The organism is Streptomyces sp. NPDC030995 (assembly GCF_055571215.1).
On sequence record NZ_JBVIFS010000016.1, the window covers coordinates 45,991 to 67,374 of the forward strand.

The window sequence follows — 21,384 nt, forward strand, 5'->3', positions numbered from 1 at the left end:
CTCAGAGCTCGCGGTGGACCTTGGTGTTCGAGGCCTGGGCGCGGGGGCGGACCACCAGGAGGTCGATGTTGACGTGGCTGGGGCGGGTCACCGCCCAGGTGATGGTGTCGGCCACGTCGTCGGCGGAGAGGGGGTCCGCGACGCCCGCGTAGACCTTTTCGGCCTTCTCGGTGTCGCCGCGGAAGCGGGTGGTCGCGAACTCCTCGGTCTTGACCATGCCCGGGGCGATCTCGATGACGCGTACGGGCTGGCCGACGATCTCCAGGCGGAGGGTTTCGGCGAGGACGCGGGCGCCGTTCTTGGCGGCGACGTAGCCCGCGCCGCCCTCGTACGTGGAGTGGCCCGCGGTGGAGGAGAGGACCACGACGGTGCCGTCGCCGGAGGCGGTGAGGGCGGGGAGCAGGGCCTGGGTGACGTTGAGGGTGCCGATGACGTTGACCTCGTACATCGTGCGCCAGTCGGCGGGGTCGCCGGTGGCGACGGGTTCGGCTCCGATGGCGCCGCCGGCGTTGTTGATCAGGACGTCACAGCGGTCCAGGGAGGCCGCGAAGGCGTCGACGGCGGGGCGGTCGGTGACGTCGAGGGCGTGGGCGGCCGCGGAGTGGCCGGCGCCGGTGATCTCGGCGGCGAGGGCCTCGATGCGGTCCTTGCGGCGGGCGGTGAGGACGACGTGGTAGCCGGCCGCGGCGAGCTGTCGGGCGGTGGCGGCGCCGATGCCGCTGCTCGCTCCGGTGACGACGGCGGTTTTGGTGGCCGGTGCCGTGCTCATGTGCGGGGCTCCTCGGTCGTTCGTGGGTCGTTCGTACGGGCGATTACCCGCCAGCATAGGCGGGGGTCAGCGGCCGCGCGGTGCGTGCGTGATCGCGGCCGTCCCGGCAGATGGGGGTGGGGCGCGCCCTCGTTCGTGTGATGGTCCGACCGGTCGGGGGCGCCGGTGGCTAGCGTCCGCGCGAGGAGGTGGTGTCGGTGCGCCGTGGTGCCGTACGTGGTGTGGTGGTGGCGGGAGTGCTGGCGCTCGGCGCGGGTGCGCCCGCGTGGGGGTCGCCGTCGGCCGGGGGGTCGGCGTGGGAGACGGCCGGACCGGAGGCCGATGTGGCGTACCACGGACGGGTGGCCCTGGCCGGGTCGCAGCTGCGGATCTGGATGGTCCCGGAGAACGACGGGCCGGCCGCGCTGCCGAACGCGACGGTGCGGGTGCGGCTGTCGGCCGAGCTCGCGGACCGCCAGCAGTTGGCGGAGGGCTGTGCGCGGGCGGGTCTGCGCGAGGTGGTGTGCGAGACGGGGCCGCTGCCGCTGCACGGGCGGGGCCGGCACATCGGGATGGTGCTGGAGCTGCGGGAGTGGGCGCCGGAGGTGGTGGTGCGCGTCGACACGTGGTGGAACGGCGGTGCGACGGACCGCCACCACGAGAACAACGAGCACGTGGTGCTGGCGCTGGACACGGGCGACGCCTACGCCTTCTGAGGCTCAGGCCGTTCCCGTGGCTCAGGCCGTGCCGAACTCCATGACGGCCTCGTCCACGATCCGCTCCAGGCGGGCGTGGTGGGCCCCGCGCCAGTAGACGCGCTCGCATGCGGCGCACTGGGCGAACACGTCGTAGGAGCGGTGCGTGCCGTGTTCCAGGCGGTCGCCGACGCTCTCCTTGTCGGCTTCGTGGAGCGGCCCGTTGCACGCGGTGCAGCGGGTCCAGGGCGCGAGGGTCGGCGCGAACCGGCTGAGGACGTCGCGCAGTTGCTCGTCGGGGTTGTCGCTGTAGACGTACGCGCCGGCGAAGAGCTCGCGGCGGCGCAGCAGGCCGCGGTCGCGGGAGAGCAGGACGCGCTGCTCGGCGGCGGAGCGGGTGGCGAGGGCGGGGTCGCCGATGTCCTCGTTCTCGTAGGCGGCGTCGACGCCGAGCAGGCGCAGGCGGCGGGCGAGGGTGCCGAGGTGGACGTCGAGGAGGAAGCGGAGCGGGGCTCCGGTGACCTGTTGGGGGCGCTCGACCCCGAACACCTCGACGTTCTGGCCGTCTTGGGGCACGTACGAGACGGGTACCTCGTGGCCGTCGACGAGGAGGCGGCCGACTTCGGTGAGCGGGACGCCGGCCGACTCGACGACGTGGCCGAGGCTGGAGGCGCCGTCGGTCACGGTCGGTACGCGCTCGGCGCGCCGGCTGGGCGGGGCGAAGAGGCGCAGTTCGGGGGCGAGGGTGAGCTGAATGCCGGGTCCGTTCACCCTGTCAGCATGCCATTGCCGGGGCGGTGTCCGCCCAGGGTTTAAAGGTCGCGGCTACGGGGCCTCGGTGGTCTCGTCGTAGCTCTGGCGGTGGGCGCTGACCTCGTCGAAGTGGTTCTCGGCCCAGAGCTTCACGGAGGACAGGAGGCAGCCGAGGCTGCTGCCGAGGTCGGTGAGCCGGTAGTCGACGCGGACGGGGACGGTGGGGGTGACGGTGCGGGTGACGAGGCCGTCGCGTTCGAGCGAGCGCAGGGTCTGGGTGAGCATCTTCTGGCTGACGCCGGGGATCCGGCGGCCGAGGTCGCTGTAGCGCATGGTGCGGTCCTCGGCCTGGCCGAGGGCGCTGACGATGAGGCCGACCCACTTGTCGCTGATCCGGGCCAGGAGCTGGCTGGTGGGGCACTCCTTGAGGAAGGCGTCGTAGGCGGCGCGGGCGTCCTCGCGGCGGGCTGCGGCGGTGCTGGTGGCCATCGGTGCCTACCTCCGGGTGGGGTACGCACTCCGAAGTGCGTACTTACGAAAAGATAGTAGCTCTCCCTAGGTTAGTGCTCATCAGGAACGCGGAAACACGGCAACTGACAACGGGAGACAGTGACATGAGCGTGCAGGGCGAGCAGGGCGTGCAGGGCGAGCAGACGATGCTGGCGGCAGTGGTGACGGAGTTCGGCGGCCCGGAGCGGGTCGAGCTGGCCCGGGTGCCGGTGCCCCGGCCGGCGGCGGGCCAGGTCCGCGTCCGGGTCCGCGCCGCCGGGGTCAACCCGGTGGACGGCGCGGTCCGCGCGGGCATCTTCGGCGGGGCCGGCCAGCGGCTCGGCCTCGGCTGGGACGTGGCGGGGGAGATCGACGCGGTCGGCGCGGAGGTGGCCGGCTGGGCCGCCGGGCAGCAGGTCGTCGGGCTGCACTACGGGGCGGTGAAGCCGGCCGGCTCGCACGCGCAGTACGTGGTCCTCGACGCCACCGCCATCGCCGCCGCGCCCTCCACCGTGGACGACGTGGCCGCGGCGGCGCTGCCGCTGAGCGGGCTCACGGCCGCCCGCGCCGTGGAGCAGCTGGGCCTCGCCCCCGGCTCCTCGGTGCTGGTCACCGGAGCCGCGGGCGTGGTCGGCGGCCTCGCGGTCCAGCTCGCGGCGCGGGCCGGCCTGGTGGTGACGGCCCTGGCGGGCGCGGCCGACGAGGACTTCGTACGCTCGCTGGGCGCGGCCGCCTTCGTCCCGCGCGGCGCGGCTCCGGCCGGGCCGGTGGACGGGGTCCTGGACGCGGCGGTGCTGGGGGAGCCCGCGCTGGGCTTCGTACGGGACGGCGGGGTCTACGTCGGGCTGATCCCGAACCACGCCCCGGCGGCGGAGCGCGGGATCCGGGTCGAGGAGCAGGAGGTCGCGCCGGACGGGGCGCACCTGGCCCGGCTGGTGTCCCTGGTCGACGCGGGCGAGCTCACGCTCCGGGTCGCGGACACCTTCTCGCTGGCGGACGCGTCGAAGGCCCACGAGCGGCTCGCGACTCCGGGTACGCGGGGCCGGATCGTCCTGACGACGGCCTGACAGTTCTCTGCCCGGGGGTTGGGCGGGGGTGTGGCGGCGCGGGCGTGTCGGTGCGGCGCCGCTGCCGGGGGCGCTGCCCCCCGGACCCCCGCGCCTCAAACGCCGGCGAGGCTGAAAGAGCGGGGCTCCGCCCCGGGCCCCGCGCCTCAAGCGCCGGCGGGGCTGGAGGGGCGGCGAGGCTGAAAGAGCGGGGCTCCGCCCCGGGCCCCGCGCCTCAAGCGCCGGCGGGGCTGGAGGGGCGCTACTTCTGAGCCCAGGCGAAACCGTCCGGGTCGGTGAACGGTTCGCCGGCGCCGCCGATCACGATGCGGTGCGATCCGGTGCCGTCGGGGGAGACGCCGACGTCCTTGGCAAGGGCGCGACGCTTGTACAGCGCCAGCTTGACGGGACTCGACCCGGCGGCGAACTCGACGTACTTGGGGCCGAAGCTCTTCGCCACGGCGAGGCCCTGGCCGACGTAGAACCGCTTGCTCGCGGCCATGTCCGCGACCCCCAGCAGGAGCACGATGTCGTCGACCCGCCGGGTGGCGGGGCCGGAGTCCTTCTTCGCGGAGGTCGCGATCTTCCAGATCGTTCCGTCCGGGGCCCGTACGACACCGCCGTAGCCCCAGAGCGACTTCGAGGCGGGCTTCAGCGGCGTGGCGCCGGCGTCGAGGGCGGAGCCGACGAGGCTGTCGACGTCGGCCGGCTGGGCCACCGTGAGCGCCAGCACGAACCCGCGGAAGCCGGTGCTGGGTGCCTCCGAGGCCCGCAGCTGTATCTGCGTGTCCAGTCCGAAGGCGGCGGTGTGGAAGCGGTCGGCGGCCGTGGGGTCGGCCACGTCGAGGGTGACGGATGCGATGGATGTCATGGCCCTCACGCTAGGCGCGGCCCGGCCGCCGAGGCTTCTCCATTCCTGACCGGTCCGGCCACCTGTTTCGCCACGGCTCGGCAGGCGCCGTCGAGCCGCCGGTACCCACCGGGTGGCCGGGTCAGGGCCAGACCAGGCAGTACGGCTGGTGGCCCGCCTCGTGGAGGCGGTGTGAGAAGTCCTGCCACTCGTGGAGCAGCTGGTAGACGTTGAAGGCGTCGCGCGGGCCGCCGCGGTCCGGGACCGTGGACCAGATGAATGCCGCCGCGCCCACCGATTCCTCGCCGATGCCGCGCAGCGGGTCGACCACCGTCATCGGGAGCTTGACCACCGCGTAGTCGGGGTGGAGGACGACCAGTTCCAGCGGGGGCACCTGGTGGAGCGGTATGCCCTCGATGCCGGTGAGGACCATCGCGGCCATCGTCTCCGGCTTGATCTTGGTGAAGAGGCCGCCCATGCCGAGCTCGTCGCCGCCGAGCTCCTCCGGGCGCATCGTGACCGGGACCCGGGCCGCCGTGGCGCCGTCCGGGGCGCCGAAATACTTGTACGTCACTCCCATGCCGCGGCCCCTGGGGAGGTCGTCCGCCGGTGTCGTGGGCACCGGGACGGCGTCGGCCGCCTCCGTGGAACGGCGTCGGTGCTTGCCCCGGCTGCGGGCCTCGCGGGATTCGCGGGCGCGCTGCGGATCGAGGCCGTCCGTACCCTCGCCCGGTCCACCACCGCGTTGCATATCTCCACCCGACTGGTCTTGCTTGCCCCGGCCCCGTGGCCCCCGCCACGCAGCCTGATCATCATGGCAGTGACCTCCCCCGCGGCGACGCGGTGAAACGCCCGCCCGCAAGTCTGTCGCGGCCTCTGAGACCATGGCTGGTGTGAGCTACCCGTACCCGTATGAAGCCCCAGTTTCGCAGACGCTCTTCGAGCGCGCCTCCCTCGTGACCCCCGGCGGCGTGAACTCTCCCGTGCGCGCCTTCCGCGCCGTGGGCGGTACGCCCCGGTTCATGGTGTCCGGGACCGGTCCGTACCTCACCGACGCCGACGGTCGCGAGTACGTCGACCTCGTGTGCTCGTGGGGCCCGATGATCCTCGGCCACTCCCACCCCGAGGTGATCGCGGCCGTCCAGGCGGCCGTCGCCCGCGGTACCTCCTTCGGCACGCCCGGCGAGGGCGAGGTGGCGCTCGGCGAGGAGATCGTCGCGCGCGTCACACCCGTCGAGCAGGTGCGGCTGGTCTCCTCCGGGACCGAGGCCACCATGTCGGCGATCCGCCTGGCGCGCGGTTTCACCGGCCGCGCCAAGATCGTGAAGTTCGCCGGCTGCTACCACGGTCACGTGGACGCGCTGCTGGCCGCCGCCGGTTCCGGGCTCGCGACCTTCGCGCTGCCGGACACCCCCGGTGTGACGGGCGCGCAGGCCGGCGACACGATCGTGCTCCCCTACAACGACATCGAGGCGGTACGGGCGGCCTTCGCCGCGCACCCCGGCGAGATCGCCTGTGTGATCACCGAGGCCGCGCCCGGCAACATGGGCGTGGTGCCCCCGGCCCCCGGGTTCAACCAGGGACTGGCGGACATCTGCCGGGAGAACGGCGCCCTCTACGTCTCCGACGAGGTCATGACCGGCTTCCGCACCTCGCGCGCCGGCTGGTACGGCGTCGACGGGGTCAAGCCCGACCTGATGACCTTCGGCAAGGTCATGGGCGGCGGCTTCCCGGCCGCGGCCTTCGGCGGCCGGGCCGACGTGATGGGTCACCTGGCCCCCGCCGGGCCCGTCTACCAGGCCGGCACCCTCTCCGGTAACCCGGTCGCCACCGCCGCCGGTCTCGCGCAGCTGCGCCTGCTGGACGAAGCCGCGTACGACAAGGTCGACGCGGTGTCGAAGGAGATCCAGGGGCTGGTGACGGCGGCGCTGAGCAAGGAGGGCGTGGCGCACCGGCTGCAGACCGCGTCCAACATGTTCTCCGTCTTCTTCACCGAGGACGAGGTCAGGAACTACGACGACGCCAAGAAGCAGGAGAGCTTCCGCTTCAACGGCTTCTTCCACTCGATGCTGGCGCAGGGCGTCTACCTGCCGCCGTCCGCCTTCGAGTCCTGGTTCGTCTCCACCGCCCACGACGAGAAGGCGATCGAGCGCATCGCGGCGGCACTGCCGGCCGCCGCCCGAGCCGCCGCGGAGGCCACCGCATGACCAGCAGCGAAACCCCCGAACTCACCGTCGTGCACCTGGTGCGCCACGGCGAGGTGCACAACCCGGACGGGGTCCTGTACGGGCGCCGCGAGGGCTACCACCTGTCCGAGCTGGGCCGCCAGATGGCGGACCGGGTCGCCGAGCACCTGAAGGGCCGGGACATCGCCTACGTGGTGTCCTCCCCGCTGGAGCGGGCGCAGGAGACGGCGGAGCCGATCGCCAAGGTGCACGGCCTCGACCTGGCGACGGACGCGCGGCTGCTGGAGGCGGAGAACGTCTTCGAGGGCAAGACCTTCGGCGTCGGCGACGGCGCGCTGCGCAAGCCCGCCAACTGGAAGCACCTGACGAACCCGTTCAAGCCGTCCTGGGGCGAGCCGTACGTGGAGCAGGTGGTCCGGATGATGGGCGCGCTGGAGGCGGCGCGCGACGCGGCCCGCGGCCGTGAGGCGGTGGCGGTCAGCCACCAGCTGCCGATCTGGATCGTGCGCAGCTTCGCGGAGAAGCGCCGGCTGTGGCACGACCCGCGCCGCCGCCAGTGCACGCTGGCTTCGCTGACGTCCTTCACGTTCCAGGGCGACAAGCTGGTGTCGGTGGGCTACAGCGAGCCGGCCCGGGACCTGGTCCCGGCGCACCTGCTGGCCGGGGCGAAGCCGGTGAAGGGCGCGTCCAAGGCGTTCGGCGCCTGACGGGCCGTTGATCCACGGACTGTTACGGGCCGTTACGTCCCTGCCTAATTAAATACAAGATGCGCGGGAATCACCGTGTCAGCACGCATGTCCGGTCAACTTGTCCGTTTATATGGACTTTGGGTCGGATCGCGTAACGACAGTGGGGACGGTGACATGCGCGACTTCAGTGGACTCAGTCGGAGGGCGATGCTGGGACTGGGACTTGGGGCTGCCGCCGCGGTGGGAATCGCGGGCTGCGGCTCACCGGACAAGTCCGGTCCCGGCGCCCCCGGACCCGTGAAGAACCCCAAGCCCGGCGGGAAGCCCGCGGCCAGGCCCATCGGTGACGGTTCCACCGCAGACACCGGCCCGCAGCCGAACCAGCCGGCCAAGCCCGTGCCCCTCCAGCCGGGCGAGACCCCGCCGCAGTTCGTCGTCTTCAGCTGGGACGGCGCGGGGGAGATCGGCAACGGCCTCTTCCCGCGCTTCCTCAAGCTCGCCAAGGACCACGGCGCGGCCATGACCTTCTTCCTCTCCGGCATCTACCTCCTGCCCGAGTCGAAGCGCGGTCTCTATCAGCCGCCGAACAACCCCGTCGGGGCCTCGGACATCGGCTACCTCAAGGACGAGAACATCCGCTCCACCCTGAAGTACGTCCGTGAGGCCTGGCTCGACGGGCACGAGATAGGCACCCACTTCAACGGCCACTTCTGCGCGGGCTCCGGCTCCGTCGGCAGGTGGAGCCCGGCCGACTGGCAGAGCGAGATCGACCAGGCCGTGTCGTTCGTCACCAACTGGCGCACCCACACCGGTTTCACCGACCTCGAAGCCCTGCCCTTCGACTACCGCAAGGAACTGGCCGGCGCCCGCACCCCCTGCCTCCTCGGCCAGGACAACCTGCTCGCCACCGCCCGGAAGCTGGGCTGGCGCTACGACTCCAGCTCGCCCGGCGGCCTCCAGGTCTGGCCGGTGAAGAAGGCGGGCCTCTGGGACCTGCCGCTCCAGTCCCTGCCCTTCCCCGGGCACTCCTTCGAGGTGCTGTCGATGGACTACAACATCCTCGCCAACCAGTCGAAGAGCACCACGAGGGGCGTGCCCGCCAACTACCCCGGCTGGCGCACCCAGGCCACCGCCACCTACCTCGGCGGCTTCCGGCGGGCCTACGAGACCAACCGCGCGCCGCTCTTCATCGGCAACCACTTCGAGGAGTGGAACGGCGGCATCTACATGGACGCCGTCGAGGAAGCCCTCAAGGGCATGGCGGACAAAAGGGACGTACGGCTCGTATCCTTCCGGCAGTTCGCCGACTGGCTGGACGTCCAGGACCCCAAGGTGCTCGCCAAGCTCCGCGGTCTCGGCCCGGGCCAGTCGCCGGCCGGGGGCTGGAGCGCGTACACGACCTCGGCCTGACCTGCCGCCTGACCAGGGCGGAGGCAACCCTGCGGGGGGCGCGGTAGATCCGCGAATTGCTCATGCGAAACTTTTCACATGAGCCTTAGCCGCGCCTGTGTCCGTCGAAGTAGCCGCCGCTCGACCAGCGGCCGCGCCCTCATGCTGACCGCGGTGACCCTCGCGAGCGCCCTGACCCTGACGGCGTGCAGCGACGCGGACAGCGGCAGCAAACCGAAGGGCAGCTCCGGCGGCAACTACGTCACGGGCGCGACCGGCATCTCCCGCGTCGCCCAGGGCGAGCGCGCCGAGGCCCCCAAGCTCGACGGCGAAACCGTCGACGGCAAGACCCTCGACACCACCACCTTCAAGGGCAAGGTCGTCGTCCTGAACGTGTGGGGCTCCTGGTGCCCGCCGTGCCGCCAGGAGGCCCCGTACTTCGCGAAGGTCGCCAAGGACCTCGGCGACGGCGCCAAGGACGTGGCCTTCGTCGGCATCAACACCCGCGACAACAGCAAGCAGAACGCGGCCGCCTTCGAGTCGGACTTCGGGATCACCTACCCGAGCTTCTACGACCCCGACGGCAAGCTGATGCTCCGCTTCCCCAAGGGCACGCTCAACCCGCAGGCCATCCCCTCCACGATCGTCCTCGACAAGGAGGGCAGGATCGCCGCCCGCGCCCTGGTCGCGATCGACGACGAGACGCTGCGCTCCATGATCGACCCGATCCTCGCGGAGAAGTGAGCCGACCGGCGTGAACACCACGGTCCTCAACGGCGCCCTGCTGCTCGCCCTGCCCATCTCGGTCCTCGCCGGGCTGGTCTCCTTCTTCTCGCCCTGCGTGCTCCCGCTCGTCCCCGGCTACCTCTCCTACGTGACCGGCGTCAGCGGCGCCGACCTCGCCGAGGCCCGGCGCGGGCGGATGCTCGCCGGCGCGAGCCTGTTCATCGCGGGCTTCACCGCCGTCTTCGTCTCCACCGGAGCCCTCTTCGGCTACTTCGGCGCGAGCCTCCAGGACAACAAGGCGATCATCTCCCGGGTGCTCGGCGCCCTGGTGATCGTCCTCGGCCTCTTCTTCATGGGGGCGATCCCGGGGCTGACGATGCGGGAGTTCCGCTTCCACAAGAAGCCCACGGCGGGGCTCCTCGGCGCGCCCGTGCTCGGCGTGCTCTTCGGCGTCGGCTGGACCCCCTGCATGGGCCCGACCCTCGCCGCCGTCAACACCCTCTCCATCGACCAGGCGAGCGCGGGCCGCGGGGCGCTGCTGACCGTCGCCTACTGCCTCGGCCTCGGCCTGCCCTTCATCCTCGCCGCGATCGCCTTCCGCAAGGCACTCGGGGCATTCGGCTGGGTGAAGAAGCACTATGCGTGGGTCATGCGCATCGGTGGCGGCATGCTGGTCCTCACCGGACTGCTGCTCGTCACAGGATTGTGGGACAGCATCGTCAGCGACATGCAGAGCTGGACCCAAGGCTTCACGGTGGGGATCTGAGGACTACACGGACATGAGTACGACTGACAAGGCGCCCACCGAGGCGTCGCCCGAGCCGGCGCCCGGCACCGATCCCGGCACCGATCCCGGCACCGATCCCGGCACCGAGCCCGCGGCGGCGGACCTGACCGAGGCCGCGGCCGGAGCCCAGCTCTCCACGGCCCCCGTGGAGGACAGCGCTCCCGTCGGCATCGGCGTGATCGGCTGGATCCGCTGGTTCTGGCGCCAGCTCACCTCCATGCGGGTGGCGCTGATCCTGCTCTTCCTGCTGTCCCTGGCCGCCATCCCCGGCTCCCTCATCCCGCAGACGTCCGTCGACGCGATGAAGGTCGCCCTCTGGAAGAGGGACAACCCGTCCTGGGCGACCCTCGCCGAGAAGCTCCAGCTCTTCGACGTCTACAGCTCGGTGTGGTTCTCCGCGATCTACCTGCTGCTGTTCATCTCGCTGATCGGCTGCATCGTGCCGCGCTCCTGGCAGTTCGTCGGCCAGCTCCGCGGCCGCCCGCCGGGCGCCCCCAAGCGGCTGGACCGGCTTCCCGCCCACACCACCTGGCGCACCGAGAAGACCCCGGACGAGGTCCTCTCGTACGCGAAGGCACTGCTCGGCGGGAACCGCTTCCGCACCGAGAGCGGCCGGGACCACGTCGCGGCGGAGAAGGGCTACCTCCGCGAGGCCGGGAACCTGATCTTCCACGTCTCGCTCATCGTGATGCTGGTGGCCTTCGCCTGGGGCCAGTACTTCAAGTCCGAGGGCGGCAAGCTGGTCCTGCGCGGCAACGGCTTCTCGAACACGCTGACGCAGTACGACGACTTCAAGTCCGGCGCCCTCTTCGACCCCGACGACCTGCCGCCGTTCAGCTTCACGCTGGACAAGTTCGACGCGACGTACGAGATGACCGGCCCGCAGAAGGGCACCCCGCGGGACTTCAAGGCGTACGTGACCTACAGCGACGGCGCCGACGGCACGCCGCAGAAGCGCGAGATCCAGGTCAACAAGCCCCTGGAGGTCGACGGCTCCAAGGTCTACCTGCTCGGCCACGGCTACGCGCCGGTCCTCTCGGTGACCGACCCCACCGGCAAGGTGATCTACAAGGACGCCGTGCCGATGCTCCCGCAGGACTCCAACCTCACCTCGACCGGAGCCGTCAAGGTCACCGACGGCTACAAGGACAAGGACGGCAAGAAGGAGCAGCTCGGCTTCAACGCCGTCTTCGTGCCGACGTTCGCCGGCGATGGCCAGCGCACGATGTTCTCGCAGTTCCCGGCCCTGCTCCAGCCGCGGCTCATGCTCAACGCCTGGCACGGCAGCCTCGGCGTGGACTCGGGCCTGCCGCAGAACGTGTACCAGCTGGACACGACCAAGATGGAGTCCTTCAAGGACGAGACGGGCGAGCTGTTCAAGCAGAAGCTGCAGATGGGCGACACGATGACCCTGCCGAACGGCGCGGGCACCGTGAAGTTCGAGGGCATCGAGCGGTGGGCCACCTTCTCCGTCACCCACCAGCCCGGCAGCGGCCTCGCCCTGGCGGGCGCGATCGCCGCCATCGCGGGCCTGGCCGGATCGCTGTTCATCCAGCGCCGCCGGATCTGGATCCGCGCGGTGCGCGGCGAGGACGGCGTGACCGTCGTCGAGATGGCGGGCCTCGGCCGCAGCGAGTCCGCCAGGCTCCCGCAGGAGCTTTCGGAGCTCGCGGGCACGCTGCACCAGCAGGCGCCGAGCGCGCCGACCGCACTTGTCGAACCACGTGTCGAAGAAACCCCTGAAGGAGAGCGCGGATGACGCCGCTCGCAGCCGCAGCCAACGAGAATCTGGCTGAGATCAGCAACTACCTGATCTATTCGTCGATGGCGGTCTACACGCTCGCCTTCCTCGCGCACATCGCCGAGTGGACCTTCGGCAGCCGCAGCAAGGTGGCCCGTACGGCCGCGGCCCTGACCGGCGCCAAGGGCGCCGCTGCCCAGGACGCCACGGCCGGCCCCGCCGTCCAGGTGAAGGGCAAGAACGGCGCCACCGCCGTCCTCGACCGGCCGAAGGTCACCACCCGCTCCGCCGCCGGCACCCGCGACGTACCGGACGGCCCCGGCGCCGCGGGCGGCACCGTGCAGGGCGACCTGTACGGGCGGATCGCGGTCTCGCTGACCGCGCTCGCCTTCCTCATCGAGGCGGCCGGCGTCGTCGCCCGCGCGATGTCCGTACAGCGGGCCCCCTGGGGCAACATGTACGAGTTCTCGATCACCTTCTCCACGGTGGCCGTCGGCGCGTACCTGGTCCTGCTGGCCCTGAAGAAGAACGTGCGCTGGCTCGGCCTGATCCTGGTCATCACCGTCCTGCTGGACCTCGGCATCGCCGTGACCTGGCTCTACACCGACAGCGACCAGCTCGTCCCGGCCCTGCACTCGTACTGGCTGTGGATCCACGTCTCCACCGCGATCTTCTGCGGCGCCGTCTTCTACCTCGGCGCGGCCGGAGCGGTCCTGTACCTCTTCCGGGACTCCTACGAGGGTCACCTGGAGGCCGGCCGCAAGCCCGGCAAGTTCCGCTCCTCGGTGATGGAGCGGCTGCCCTCCGCGGCCTCGCTCGACAAGTTCTCGTACCGCATCAACGCGGCCGTCTTCCCGCTGTGGACCTTCACGATCATCGCGGGCGCGATCTGGGCGGGCGACGCCTGGGGCCGCTACTGGGGCTGGGACCCCAAGGAGGTCTGGTCCTTCGTGACCTGGGTCGCGTACGCCGCCTACCTGCACGCCCGCGCCACCGCCGGCTGGAAGGGCCGCAAGGCCGCGTACCTCGCGCTCTTCGCCTTCGCCTGCTGGATCTGGAACTACTACGGCGTGAACATCCTGCTGAGCGGCAAGCACTCCTACGCGGGCGTCTGACCGCAGGGAGTGGGACGCTGGTGGCATGTCTCTCGTGAGCCATGCCACCAGCGAGCGCCGCGGCGAGAACCGCTGGCTGCTCCGCTTCGAGCTGCACCTGCCGTACTCCTACGAGACGCTCTGGCCCGCCCTGACCACGCCGGAGGGGCTGCACGGCTGGCTGGCCGCGGCGGACGTACTGGAACGCAGGCTCGGCGGGGCGGTCACGCTGCGCTGGCTGAACACCGGGACGGTGGCGACCGGCAGGGTCACCGCCTGGGACGTGGAGCGGGTCGCGGAGTACACGCTCACCGAGCACGGGCGGCTCCGCTTCCACCTGGAGGCGGTCGGGACCGACTCGACGGTGATCCGGTTCGTGAACGAGCGGGGCGGGCCGGAGGACGAGCGCCTGGACTGCCTCGCCGGCTGGCACGAGCACTTCGAACTGCTGGAATCCGCTCTGGCCGGGCGCCCGGCGAACTGGTCCGCCTGGAACGACACCCGCTGGGCGGAGCTGCGCGAGGCCTACGCGTCCTTCTCCAGGACGTAGCTCACCTGTCCAGGACCGCAGCTCACCACACGGGCCGCAGGGGCGGCAGGCCCCCTTCTCCGTGGAGCACGCGCACCAGGCGCCCGAGTTCCCCGCGCAGTGCGCCGAGGTCGACGCTGCTGCCGAGCTCGGCCTCCAGCTCGTGCAGGATCCGCCCCGCGACGGCGAGGTGCTCGGTGGCCGCCGGGGTGAGGACCACCAGCTTGCGGCGGCCGCCCTCGGGATGCGGCTCGCGGCGGACGTAGCCGCGCTTCTCCAGGTCGTCGACGATCTGTCCGGCGGCCTGTTTGGTCACCCCGAGCCGTTCGGCGAGCTCGGTGCCGGTGGCGCCGGCGCCCTTGAGGGCCTGGAAGGCCATGCCGTGCACGGGGCGCAGGTCGGCGTACCCGGCCTCGGCCACGCGCCGGGTGAACTCGCCCAGCAGCAGTTGGAAGCCCAGCCCCAGCAGGAAGCCCAGCTCGATGCCCTCGGTGTCTTCTCTCGTCACACAAATATGGTGACACGGCCGAGTCAATCTGCTTTACTCATCGCAAGTAAAGCAGCTTGACTCACTCGACCGAGAAGACGAGGACCCGCCTTGCACGTGATCACCTCTTCCCCCGAGCACGTCACCGTCACCCCGAACGCCACCATGACCGGACTCGCCGCCCCCAGCCGCGGCAGCGCCGAGCTCAGCACCTGGCACGTCGACATGCCCGCCGGAATCACCGGCCCCGAGCACTCGGTCAGCCGCGAACAGGTCTGGATGCTCACCGCCGGCTCCCTGGAGGTCACCTGCGACGGCCGCACCGAGAAGGTCTCCGCCGGCCAGACCCTGGTGCTGCCGGCCGACGTGCTCCGCCACATCCACGCCGCCGAGCGCTTCGAGGCGTACGTGGTCATGCGCTGCGACGGGGTCGCCTCCGTCCCGGGCGCCGAGGGCACCCGCGTCCTGCCCTGGGCGCAGTAACACCTAAGGCTGGTCGCCGTCCTTCTTGTCCTTGTCCGTGCCCTTGTCCTCGTCGTCGGCCCGCTCCTCGCGCAGGGACCTCAGGAACTCCGGATTGTCGTCCGGCGCCACCCACCGGGTCCTCGCGGGGCGCCCGCCGCCCACGGCGGACCGCTTCTTGCCCGCGAACAGCCAGACCACCGGGCCGACGATCGAGAAGAGCAGGATGATGATCACCCAGACCACCTTGGGGAGGTGCTTGACCTCCTCCTCCGGCGTGTTCAGGCAGTCGATGAAGGCGTAGATGGTCAGCGCGAGGATCAGCAGGAACGGCAGATAGCGCAGCACGGTGTGGGACCGACTCCCGGGCAGTGGCGGCGGGCCCGCTTCGGGCCCCGGTGACACTCCCAGGGTAGTTGTTGACGGATACTGAGCCCCATGGCTTACGACGATCTCCGCTCGCTGCTCCGGGCTCTGGAGCGGGAGGGCGACCTCAAGCGCATCAAGGCCGAAGTCGACCCGTATCTGGAAATCGGGGAGATCGTCGACAGAGTGAACAAGGCGGGGGGCCCGGCGCTCCTCTTCGAGAACGTCAAGGGCTCGGCGATGCCGCTGGCCATGAACGTCTTCGGCACCGACCGCCGCCTCCTGAAGGCCCTCGGCCTGAAGTCGTACGGCGAGATCAGCGAGAAGATCGGCGGCCTGCTCAAGCCCGAACTGCCCCAGGGCTTCATCGGGGTCCGCGAGGCCTTCGGCAAGCTCGGCTCTATGGTCCACGTGCCGCCGAAGAAGGTGAAGGGCGACTCCGCGCCCGTCCAGGAGGTCGTCCTCACCGGCGACGACGTGGACCTCGACCAGCTGCCGGCCCTCTTCACCTGGCCCAAGGACGGCGGGTCCTTCTTCAACCTGGGCCTGACCCACACCAAGCACCCCGAGACCGGCGTCCGCAACCTCGGCCTCTACCGGCTCCAGCGCCACGACAAGCGCACCATCGGCATGCACTGGCAGATCCACAAGGACAGCCGCAACCACTACGCGGTCGCCGCCAAGCGCGGCGAGCGGCTGCCGGTCGCGATCGCCTTCGGCTGCCCGCCCGCGGTGACGTACGCGTCCACCGCGCCGCTGCCGGGCGACATCGACGAGTACCTCTTCGCCGGCTTCGTCGCGGGCAAGCGGATCGAGATGGTCGACTGCAAGACGGTCCCGCTCCAGGTCCCGGCCAACGCCGAGGTCGTCATCGAGGGCTGGCTGGAGCCGGGGGAGATGCTCCCCGAGGGCCCCTTCGGTGACCACACCGGCTTCTACACCCCGCAGGAACCGTTCCCCGCGCTGAAGATCGACTGCGTGACGATGCGCAAGCGTCCGCTGCTCCAGTCGATCGTCGTCGGCCGGCCGCCGACGGAGGACGGCCCGCTGGGCCGCGCGACGGAGCGTTTCTTCCTGCCGTTGCTGAAGATCATCGTGCCGGACATCGTGGACTACCACCTGCCGGAGTCGGGCGGCTTCCACAACTGCGCGATCGTCTCGATCGACAAGAAGTACCCGAAGCACGCGCAGAAGGTCATGCACGCCATCTGGGGCGCGCACATGATGTCGCTGACCAAGCTGATCATCGTGGTCGACGCCGACTGCGACGTGCACGACCTGCACGAGGTCTCCTGGCGGGCCCTCGGCAACACGGACTACTCCCGCGACCTGACGGTGGTGGAGGGCCCGGTGGACCACCTGGACCACGCCTCGTACCAGCAGTTCTGGGGCGGCAAGGCGGGCATCGACGCCACCAAGAAGCTCCCCGAGGAGGGCTACACCCGCGACGGCGGCTGGCCCGACATGGTCGAGTCCGACCCGGCCACCGCCGCCCTCGTGGACCGCCGCTGGAAGGAGTACGGGCTGTGAGCCCCCTCCCCGTCACGGGCCCGGGCCTGTTCATCGGCAGCCTCACGGCCTACGTGACCCTCGAGCGCCCGAAGATCGACCCCACCCACCCGGACGTCCGGCAGGCCGCCGAACGGGCGGGCGTCTCGCCCGAGGAGTTCGCGGGCCCGGGCGACGTCTGGGCGCTGGTGTGGGAGGACGAGGACGGCGAGGGCGGCGGCTTCGAGCTGCCCGGCCTGCGGGACGCCGAGGCGGACCACTTCGCGGAGCAGCTGCAGACCGCCCTCGGCTCCGGCGAGGCGTTCACCGTCGAGGCGGGCCCCGTCCTGCGCCTCGACGCCCGCCCGGCCGGCGCCGACGGCTACGCCTTCACGGCGCACGTCACCCCGCCCGAGGGCGAGGACGAGGACGCGGAGCCCGTGACCCTGGACCTGGACCCGGCCGGCACGGCGCCGCTCCTGACCCACCTCGAAGAGTTCCGCAGGAGCCTCGCATGATGACCACCGCCGACGACGTCCTCGGGCCCGGATCCGGCCCCGCGCCGCAGGCCACCGGCAAGGTCAAAGCTTTCCTGCGGCTGGTGATGATCGAGCACTCGGTCTTCGCGCTGCCCTTCGCCTACATCGCCGCGCTCACCGCCATGTTCCAGCTCGACCGGAACGTGCACTGGGTCAAGCTGCTGCTCATCACCGTCTGCATGGTGGGGCTGCGCACCTTCGCGATGGCCGCCAACCGGCTCATCGACCGCGAGATCGACGCCCGCAACCCGCGCACGGCCGGCCGCGAGCTGGTCACCGGCGCGGTGTCCGTCCGCTCGGCGTGGACCGGGGCCGGGATCGCGGTCGCCGTCTTCCTCGGCTCGGCGGCGCTGCTGAATCCGCTGTGCCTGGCGCTGGCGCCCGTCGCGGTGATCCCGATGGTGGTGTACCCGTACGGCAAGCGCTTCACGAACTTCCCGCACGCCATCCTGGGCCTGGCCCAGGCGATAGGCCCGGTCGGTGCCTGGCTGGCGGTCACCGGTGAGTGGTCGTGGGACGCGGTGGTCCTGGGCCTCGCGGTGGGCGTGTGGATCGGCGGCTTCGACCTGATCTTCGGCTCCCAGGACGTGGCCGCGGACCGCATCGAGGGCGTCAAGTCCGTCCCGGCCCGCTTCGGCGTCCCGGCCGCCCTGTGGGGGGCCCGCGGCGCGCACGTCGTGACCACGGCCCTGCTGGTCTGGTACGCCCTCGCCACGGACGCGGGGATGTTCTTCTGGGCGGGCCTGCTGATCGTCGTCTGCGCGTTCTTCTACGAGCACAGCATCGTGACGCCGCACGACCTGTCCCGGCTGAACCGGGCCTTCTTCACGGTCAACGGCTTCATCGGCATTGCCCTCTTCGTGTGTGCCCTCCTCGATCTCGTGTCCCGAGGGCTGACCTTCTAGCTACCGTGCGGCCTACCATCGAGTGCAGAGAGAGGGAGGCCGACGTGACCGTCTCGGAGAGCGACCGCCTGCACTCGCAGCTCAGCCGGTTCGAGGACATGTTCCCGGGCTACCGGACGGAGATTGTCGAGGGCAACATCGTGATGAGTCCGGTGCGGGCGTTCCACGCCAAGACGATTCGACTGGTGTGGAATCAGCTGGAGCCGCAGCTGGCGCCGAATTGGGAGTGCGTGAGCGACGTCAGCTTCCCGTTCACCGATGAGTTCGAGTTCTGCCCCGATCTGGCGGTTATCCCGGCCGCGGAGGAAGCCCGCAACCTCAGCACCTACCCGCCGGATCTGATCGAGCTGGCCATCGAGGTGGTCTCGCCGAGCAGTGTCCGCAACGACTACGAGATCAAGGACGAGCAGTACGCGGCCCGCGGCATCGCCAACTACTTGATCTTCGACCCGCGGAAAGGCCACCTGGTCACCCGCTGGAACCCGAGTCCGAGTGGCTACCGGGGTACGGACACGATCGTGTACGGCCCGCTGGTGACGGTGGAGACGGCCCTGGGCAAGCTGAGCATCGACACCGCAGCCCTGCCGGTGGACCCCGGCAGCGCCAGCTGATCTACCGCCCGGCCGGCGGTGGCGGAAGCCGCCCGTCCCATCCTTCTGCAACGCCTGGACCCCTTGGCGGGTGCCCGTCCGCGGTGGCCGGATAGTCTCGGAGGTATGACTGAGCGCAAGCGCACCCCGTGGGTGGTAGGGGTTTCCGGGGCGTCCGGGACGCCGTACGCGGCGGCGGTGCTCCGCGGGCTGCTCGACGCGGGGGAGAGTGTCGACCTGGTGGTCAGCCGGGCCTCGCGGCTCACCCTGCTGGACGAGACCGGGATCGCTTTCCGCGACGGGCACTGGCGCGAGGACCTCGCGGAGTGGCTGGCGCGCGGCGCCGACGGCAAACCGGGGACGTTTCCCGGTGTCATGCGGGACGCGGACGTGCGGTACTGGGGCGCCGGGGACCTGGCGGCCGGCCCGAGCTCGGGCTCGTACCCCGTCAAGGGGATGCTGATCGTCCCCGCTTCCACGGCTTGCGTGGCGGGGGTGGCGCTCGGGCTGTCGAAGGACCTGCTCCAGCGCGTGGCGAGCGTGACGCTCAAGGAGCGGCGCCGGCTGGTGGTCGCGGTGCGGGAGACCCCGCTGAACGGGCAGACGCTGAAGCATCTGGTGACGCTGGACGAGGCGGGCGCGGTCGTGCTGCCCGCCTCTCCGGCGTTCTACGCGGGTGCGACGCACATCCAGGATCTGGTGGACTTCGTCGCGGGGCGGGTGCTGGACGCGGCAGGGGTGCCGCACCGGCTGTACCGCCGTTGGGACGGGGAGCTGGGAGGGTCCCGTTCTCCCCGGGGGGCAAGCGGCGGTGACTAGGCCTTCTTGCGGCCCAGCGGCTTGCGGGTCTTGTCGACGCGGTGGGCCGCGGCGGGCTGGTGGGCACGGGATCGGTTGGCCAGCTCCTGGAGCTGTCGCATGTGTGCGTAGGCCATCTCGATCGTGTACACGGTGAACCACTCCTGAAGATCGTCATTGATCTGATGAAAGATTTCGCAGGGCGTTGACCCTGTGTGCCTTAGATTCTACACGTAAACTTGCAGGATCGCCGAATAATGGAAGGCTCCACGTAAATGGACACGGTGGACAGGCAGCTCATCCAGGCACTCCGGGAAAACGGTCGTGCCTCGTACGCGGAGCTGGGCCGTCTCGTGGGCCTCTCCGGCCCCAGCGTCACCGACCGCATCAACCGTCTGGAGACGGCCGGTGTCATCACCGGCTACCGCGCGACGGTGGACTCGCGTTCGCTCGGCCTCGGCGTCACGGCGCTGATCGGGCTCTCCATGTCCGACGCCGCGGACCACGAGGACGTGGCGCGGCGGCTGCGCGACCTCGCGGAGATCGAGGACTGCTGGTTCATCGCGGGCGACGACTCCTTCATGCTGAAGGTGCGCGCCAACGACGTGGACGGCCTGGAGAAGATCATCCGCAGGCTCTCCGGCACCAAGGGCGTCTCGCGCACCCGCACCACCATCGTGCTCTCCACGAAGTGGGAGAACCGGGTCGGGGAACTGCCCGAGGAAGCCTGAGAGTACGGTTGGCCAGGGCTTGCAGGACAGTGCAGGACAGGTAGAGGCATCTAGAGGAGGCGACCGGTACATGGACGCTGGGCTCAAGCGTGAGCTGGAGGAGAAGGTCCGCTCCGGCGAGCGGCTGACCCGTGAGGACGGCATCGCCCTCTACGAGTCGGACGACCTGGCCTGGCTCGGTGGCCTCGCCCACGAGGTGCGCACGCGCAAGAACGGCGACGTCGTCCACTTCAACGTCAACCGCCACCTCAACATGACGAACGTGTGCACCGCCTCGTGCGCGTACTGCTCGTTCCAGCGCAAGCCGGGCGAGAAGGACGCGTACACGATGCGCATCGAGGAAGCCGTCCGCCTGGCCAAGGCCATGGAGAACGACAACCTCACCGAGCTGCACATCGTCAACGGTCTGCACCCGAACCTGCCGTGGCGCTACTACCCGCGCTCGCTGTCCGAGCTGAAGAAGGCGCTGCCGAACGTCTCGCTGAAGGCGTTCACGGCGACCGAGATCCACCACTTCGAGACGATCTCCGGGATGTCGGCCTCCGACATCCTGGACGAGCTGATCGAGGCCGGCCTGGAGTCGCTCACGGGCGGCGGCGCGGAGATCTTCGACTGGGAGGTCCGGCAGCACATCGTCGACCACCGCACCCACTGGGAAGACTGGTCGCGCATCCACCGGCTCGCGCACTCCAAGGGCCTCAAGACCCCCTCGACCATGCTGTACGGGCACATCGAGGAGCCGCGCCACCGCGTGGACCATGTGCTCCGGCTTCGGGAGCTCCAGGACGAGACCGGCGGCTTCCAGGTCTTCATCCCGCTGCGCTACCAGCACGACTTCGTGGACATGAAGGATGGCAAGGTACGCAACAAGCTCCAGGCGCGCACGACGATGGCGACCGGCGCCGAGGCGCTGAAGACCTTCGCCGTCTCGCGGCTGCTCTTCGACAACGTGCCGCACGTCAAGGTCTTCTGGGTGATGCACGGCGTGCAGACCGCCCAGCTCGCGCTGCAGCACGGCGCGGACGACATGGACGGCTCGGTCGTCGAATACAAGATCACGCACGACGCGGACAACTACGGCACCCCGAACAAGCTGGGCCGTGAGGATCTGCTGGAGCTGATCCGCGAGGCGGGCTTCCGCCCGGTCGAGCGCAACACGCGCTACGAGATCATCCGCGAGTACCCCGGTCCGGACGCGGGGTTGCGCGAGACGCCGCAGGCGATGCGGGTCTGACGCGCCGTCGGCCGCACGCCGGAGCCCCGGTCCGCTCTGCGGGCCGGGGCTCTTTTGTGTTG

General features: G+C 70.7%; 26 protein-coding genes. 18 read left to right on the forward strand and 8 right to left on the reverse strand.

Going from position 1 to position 21,384, the window contains the following annotated elements:
* Position 1: 1 nt before the first annotated feature.
* A complete protein-coding gene (locus tag ACZ45T_RS23225) occupies positions 2–769 on the reverse strand; it encodes an SDR family NAD(P)-dependent oxidoreductase (protein WP_468444262.1) in 768 nt (255 codons plus the stop codon).
* A 197-nt stretch (positions 770–966) separates the two neighbouring features.
* Here ACZ45T_RS23225 and ACZ45T_RS23230 point away from each other — a divergent pair, with 197 nt between their 5' ends.
* The gene (locus ACZ45T_RS23230; protein ID WP_468444263.1) at positions 967–1,464 is read left to right on the forward strand and encodes a hypothetical protein; all 498 of its coding nucleotides are present in this window, start codon (positions 967–969) and stop codon (positions 1,462–1,464) included.
* Between the two features lie 21 nt (positions 1,465–1,485).
* Here the strand turns inward: ACZ45T_RS23230 and ACZ45T_RS23235 are convergent, their stop codons facing one another.
* Together ACZ45T_RS23235 and ACZ45T_RS23240 are read right to left on the reverse strand one after the other, a co-directional pair.
* Entirely contained in the window at positions 1,486–2,214 is a 729-nt protein-coding gene (locus tag ACZ45T_RS23235) for a Mut7-C RNAse domain-containing protein (protein WP_468444264.1), read from the reverse strand.
* 54 nt (positions 2,215–2,268) lie between these two features.
* Entirely contained in the window at positions 2,269–2,685 is a 417-nt protein-coding gene (locus tag ACZ45T_RS23240) for a winged helix-turn-helix transcriptional regulator (RefSeq protein WP_468444266.1), read from the reverse strand.
* 167 nt (positions 2,686–2,852) lie between these two features.
* On the opposite strand from ACZ45T_RS23240, the gene ACZ45T_RS23245 reads away from it, so the two are divergent.
* The gene (locus ACZ45T_RS23245) at positions 2,853–3,752 is read left to right on the forward strand and encodes an NADP-dependent oxidoreductase (RefSeq protein ID WP_468444507.1); all 900 of its coding nucleotides are present in this window, start codon (positions 2,853–2,855) and stop codon (positions 3,750–3,752) included.
* Positions 3,753–3,993: 241 nt separating this feature from the next.
* On the opposite strand, the gene ACZ45T_RS23250 is transcribed toward ACZ45T_RS23245, so the two are convergent.
* On the reverse strand, positions 3,994–4,602 hold the full coding sequence (locus ACZ45T_RS23250) for a glyoxalase (RefSeq protein WP_468444268.1): 609 nt from the start codon (positions 4,600–4,602) through the stop codon (positions 3,994–3,996).
* A 121-nt stretch (positions 4,603–4,723) separates the two neighbouring features.
* Positions 4,724–5,161, reverse strand: a complete 438-nt coding sequence (locus ACZ45T_RS23255; RefSeq protein ID WP_362401995.1) for a hypothetical protein — start codon at positions 5,159–5,161, stop codon at positions 4,724–4,726.
* A gap of 304 nt (positions 5,162–5,465) precedes the next feature.
* On the opposite strand from ACZ45T_RS23255, the gene hemL reads away from it, so the two are divergent.
* The 8 genes from hemL to ACZ45T_RS23295 all read left to right on the forward strand — a co-directional run bounded on the left by hemL (position 5,466) and on the right by ACZ45T_RS23295 (position 13,743).
* Complete coding sequence (hemL, locus tag ACZ45T_RS23260; RefSeq protein ID WP_468444270.1) at positions 5,466–6,788, forward strand: glutamate-1-semialdehyde 2,1-aminomutase; 1,323 nt, start codon at positions 5,466–5,468, stop codon at positions 6,786–6,788.
* A complete protein-coding gene (locus tag ACZ45T_RS23265) occupies positions 6,785–7,474 on the forward strand; it encodes a histidine phosphatase family protein (RefSeq protein WP_468444272.1) in 690 nt (229 codons plus the stop codon). Before hemL ends, ACZ45T_RS23265 begins: the two co-directional genes overlap by 4 nt.
* A gap of 156 nt (positions 7,475–7,630) precedes the next feature.
* On the forward strand, positions 7,631–8,866 hold the full coding sequence (locus ACZ45T_RS23270; protein ID WP_468444274.1) for a polysaccharide deacetylase family protein: 1,236 nt from the start codon (positions 7,631–7,633) through the stop codon (positions 8,864–8,866).
* Between the two features lie 78 nt (positions 8,867–8,944).
* The gene (locus ACZ45T_RS23275) at positions 8,945–9,589 is read left to right on the forward strand and encodes a TlpA family protein disulfide reductase (protein WP_468444276.1); all 645 of its coding nucleotides are present in this window, start codon (positions 8,945–8,947) and stop codon (positions 9,587–9,589) included.
* Between the two features lie 10 nt (positions 9,590–9,599).
* Positions 9,600–10,337 carry a cytochrome c biogenesis CcdA family protein gene (locus tag ACZ45T_RS23280; protein WP_468444278.1) on the forward strand — a complete coding sequence of 246 codons (738 nt, stop codon included), beginning with the start codon at positions 9,600–9,602 and terminating at the stop codon, positions 10,335–10,337.
* Between the two features lie 13 nt (positions 10,338–10,350).
* The gene (gene resB, locus ACZ45T_RS23285) at positions 10,351–12,117 is read left to right on the forward strand and encodes a cytochrome c biogenesis protein ResB (protein ID WP_468444280.1); all 1,767 of its coding nucleotides are present in this window, start codon (positions 10,351–10,353) and stop codon (positions 12,115–12,117) included.
* Entirely contained in the window at positions 12,114–13,214 is a 1,101-nt protein-coding gene (gene ccsB / locus ACZ45T_RS23290) for a c-type cytochrome biogenesis protein CcsB (RefSeq protein WP_468444282.1), read from the forward strand. Before resB ends, ccsB begins: the two co-directional genes overlap by 4 nt.
* 25 nt (positions 13,215–13,239) lie before the next feature.
* Positions 13,240–13,743 carry an SRPBCC domain-containing protein gene (locus ACZ45T_RS23295; protein ID WP_468444284.1) on the forward strand — a complete coding sequence of 168 codons (504 nt, stop codon included), beginning with the start codon at positions 13,240–13,242 and terminating at the stop codon, positions 13,741–13,743.
* A 22-nt stretch (positions 13,744–13,765) separates the two neighbouring features.
* Here ACZ45T_RS23295 and ACZ45T_RS23300 read toward each other — a convergent pair whose 3' ends face one another.
* The gene (locus ACZ45T_RS23300) at positions 13,766–14,230 is read right to left on the reverse strand and encodes a MarR family winged helix-turn-helix transcriptional regulator (protein ID WP_468444286.1); all 465 of its coding nucleotides are present in this window, start codon (positions 14,228–14,230) and stop codon (positions 13,766–13,768) included.
* Between the two features lie 96 nt (positions 14,231–14,326).
* On the opposite strand from ACZ45T_RS23300, the gene ACZ45T_RS23305 reads away from it, so the two are divergent.
* Entirely contained in the window at positions 14,327–14,692 is a 366-nt protein-coding gene (locus ACZ45T_RS23305) for a cupin domain-containing protein (RefSeq protein WP_468444288.1), read from the forward strand.
* 3 nt (positions 14,693–14,695) lie between these two features.
* On the opposite strand, the gene ACZ45T_RS23310 is transcribed toward ACZ45T_RS23305, so the two are convergent.
* Positions 14,696–15,019, reverse strand: coding sequence for a PLD nuclease N-terminal domain-containing protein (locus tag ACZ45T_RS23310; RefSeq protein ID WP_468444290.1), 324 nt, complete (start codon positions 15,017–15,019; stop codon positions 14,696–14,698).
* A 90-nt stretch (positions 15,020–15,109) separates the two neighbouring features.
* Between ACZ45T_RS23310 and ACZ45T_RS23315 the strand changes: the two genes are divergently transcribed.
* The 5 genes from ACZ45T_RS23315 (at position 15,110) to ACZ45T_RS23335 (ending at position 19,378) form a co-directional block, all read left to right on the forward strand.
* Positions 15,110–16,567, forward strand: coding sequence for a menaquinone biosynthesis decarboxylase (locus tag ACZ45T_RS23315; protein ID WP_360901628.1), 1,458 nt, complete (start codon positions 15,110–15,112; stop codon positions 16,565–16,567).
* The gene (locus tag ACZ45T_RS23320; protein ID WP_468444293.1) at positions 16,564–17,043 is read left to right on the forward strand and encodes a hypothetical protein; all 480 of its coding nucleotides are present in this window, start codon (positions 16,564–16,566) and stop codon (positions 17,041–17,043) included. Before ACZ45T_RS23315 ends, ACZ45T_RS23320 begins: the two co-directional genes overlap by 4 nt.
* A complete protein-coding gene (gene mqnP / locus ACZ45T_RS23325) occupies positions 17,040–17,969 on the forward strand; it encodes a menaquinone biosynthesis prenyltransferase MqnP (RefSeq protein ID WP_468444295.1) in 930 nt (309 codons plus the stop codon). The genes ACZ45T_RS23320 and mqnP overlap by 4 nt, the downstream gene beginning before the upstream one ends.
* Before the next feature lie 44 nt (positions 17,970–18,013).
* Positions 18,014–18,580 carry a Uma2 family endonuclease gene (locus ACZ45T_RS23330; RefSeq protein WP_468444297.1) on the forward strand — a complete coding sequence of 189 codons (567 nt, stop codon included), beginning with the start codon at positions 18,014–18,016 and terminating at the stop codon, positions 18,578–18,580.
* Between the two features lie 105 nt (positions 18,581–18,685).
* Positions 18,686–19,378, forward strand: a complete 693-nt coding sequence (locus ACZ45T_RS23335; protein ID WP_468444299.1) for a UbiX family flavin prenyltransferase — start codon at positions 18,686–18,688, stop codon at positions 19,376–19,378.
* On the opposite strand, the gene ACZ45T_RS23340 is transcribed toward ACZ45T_RS23335, so the two are convergent.
* Positions 19,375–19,509 (reverse strand): hypothetical protein, encoded by a 135-nt coding sequence (locus ACZ45T_RS23340; RefSeq protein WP_468444516.1) that lies wholly within the window; start codon positions 19,507–19,509, stop codon positions 19,375–19,377. The genes ACZ45T_RS23335 and ACZ45T_RS23340 overlap by 4 nt on opposite strands.
* Positions 19,510–19,632: 123 nt before the next feature.
* Between ACZ45T_RS23340 and ACZ45T_RS23345 the strand changes: the two genes are divergently transcribed.
* On the forward strand, positions 19,633–20,088 hold the full coding sequence (locus ACZ45T_RS23345) for an Lrp/AsnC family transcriptional regulator (protein ID WP_030388096.1): 456 nt from the start codon (positions 19,633–19,635) through the stop codon (positions 20,086–20,088).
* A gap of 70 nt (positions 20,089–20,158) precedes the next feature.
* Positions 20,159–21,322: an aminofutalosine synthase MqnE gene (mqnE, locus tag ACZ45T_RS23350; RefSeq protein ID WP_360901644.1), complete on the forward strand. Its 1,164-nt coding sequence runs from the start codon at positions 20,159–20,161 to the stop codon at positions 21,320–21,322.
* Positions 21,323–21,384 lie beyond the last annotated feature (62 nt).

Bases quoted from the DNA above. Each gene is read 5' to 3' on its own strand.
- ACZ45T_RS23225 (WP_468444262.1), bottom strand. From the start codon at position 769: ATGAGCACGGCACCGGCCACCAAAACCGCCGTCGTCACCGGAGCGAGC.
- ACZ45T_RS23240 (WP_468444266.1), bottom strand. From the start codon at position 2,685: ATGGCCACCAGCACCGCCGCAGCCCGCCGCGAGGACGCCCGCGCCGCC.
- ACZ45T_RS23245 (WP_468444507.1), top strand. From the start codon at position 2,853: ATGCTGGCGGCAGTGGTGACGGAGTTCGGCGGCCCGGAGCGGGTCGAG.
- ACZ45T_RS23250 (WP_468444268.1), bottom strand. From the start codon at position 4,602: ATGACATCCATCGCATCCGTCACCCTCGACGTGGCCGACCCCACGGCC.
- ACZ45T_RS23255 (WP_362401995.1), bottom strand. From the start codon at position 5,161: ATGGGAGTGACGTACAAGTATTTCGGCGCCCCGGACGGCGCCACGGCG.
- hemL (WP_468444270.1), top strand. From the start codon at position 5,466: ATGGCTGGTGTGAGCTACCCGTACCCGTATGAAGCCCCAGTTTCGCAG.
- ACZ45T_RS23265 (WP_468444272.1), top strand. From the start codon at position 6,785: ATGACCAGCAGCGAAACCCCCGAACTCACCGTCGTGCACCTGGTGCGC.
- ACZ45T_RS23270 (WP_468444274.1), top strand. From the start codon at position 7,631: ATGCGCGACTTCAGTGGACTCAGTCGGAGGGCGATGCTGGGACTGGGA.
- ACZ45T_RS23275 (WP_468444276.1), top strand. From the start codon at position 8,945: ATGAGCCTTAGCCGCGCCTGTGTCCGTCGAAGTAGCCGCCGCTCGACC.
- resB (WP_468444280.1), top strand. From the start codon at position 10,351: ATGAGTACGACTGACAAGGCGCCCACCGAGGCGTCGCCCGAGCCGGCG.
- ccsB (WP_468444282.1), top strand. From the start codon at position 12,114: ATGACGCCGCTCGCAGCCGCAGCCAACGAGAATCTGGCTGAGATCAGC.
- ACZ45T_RS23295 (WP_468444284.1), top strand. From the start codon at position 13,240: ATGTCTCTCGTGAGCCATGCCACCAGCGAGCGCCGCGGCGAGAACCGC.
- ACZ45T_RS23315 (WP_360901628.1), top strand. From the start codon at position 15,110: ATGGCTTACGACGATCTCCGCTCGCTGCTCCGGGCTCTGGAGCGGGAG.
- mqnP (WP_468444295.1), top strand. From the start codon at position 17,040: ATGATGACCACCGCCGACGACGTCCTCGGGCCCGGATCCGGCCCCGCG.
- ACZ45T_RS23335 (WP_468444299.1), top strand. From the start codon at position 18,686: ATGACTGAGCGCAAGCGCACCCCGTGGGTGGTAGGGGTTTCCGGGGCG.
- ACZ45T_RS23345 (WP_030388096.1), top strand. From the start codon at position 19,633: ATGGACACGGTGGACAGGCAGCTCATCCAGGCACTCCGGGAAAACGGT.
- mqnE (WP_360901644.1), top strand. From the start codon at position 20,159: ATGGACGCTGGGCTCAAGCGTGAGCTGGAGGAGAAGGTCCGCTCCGGC.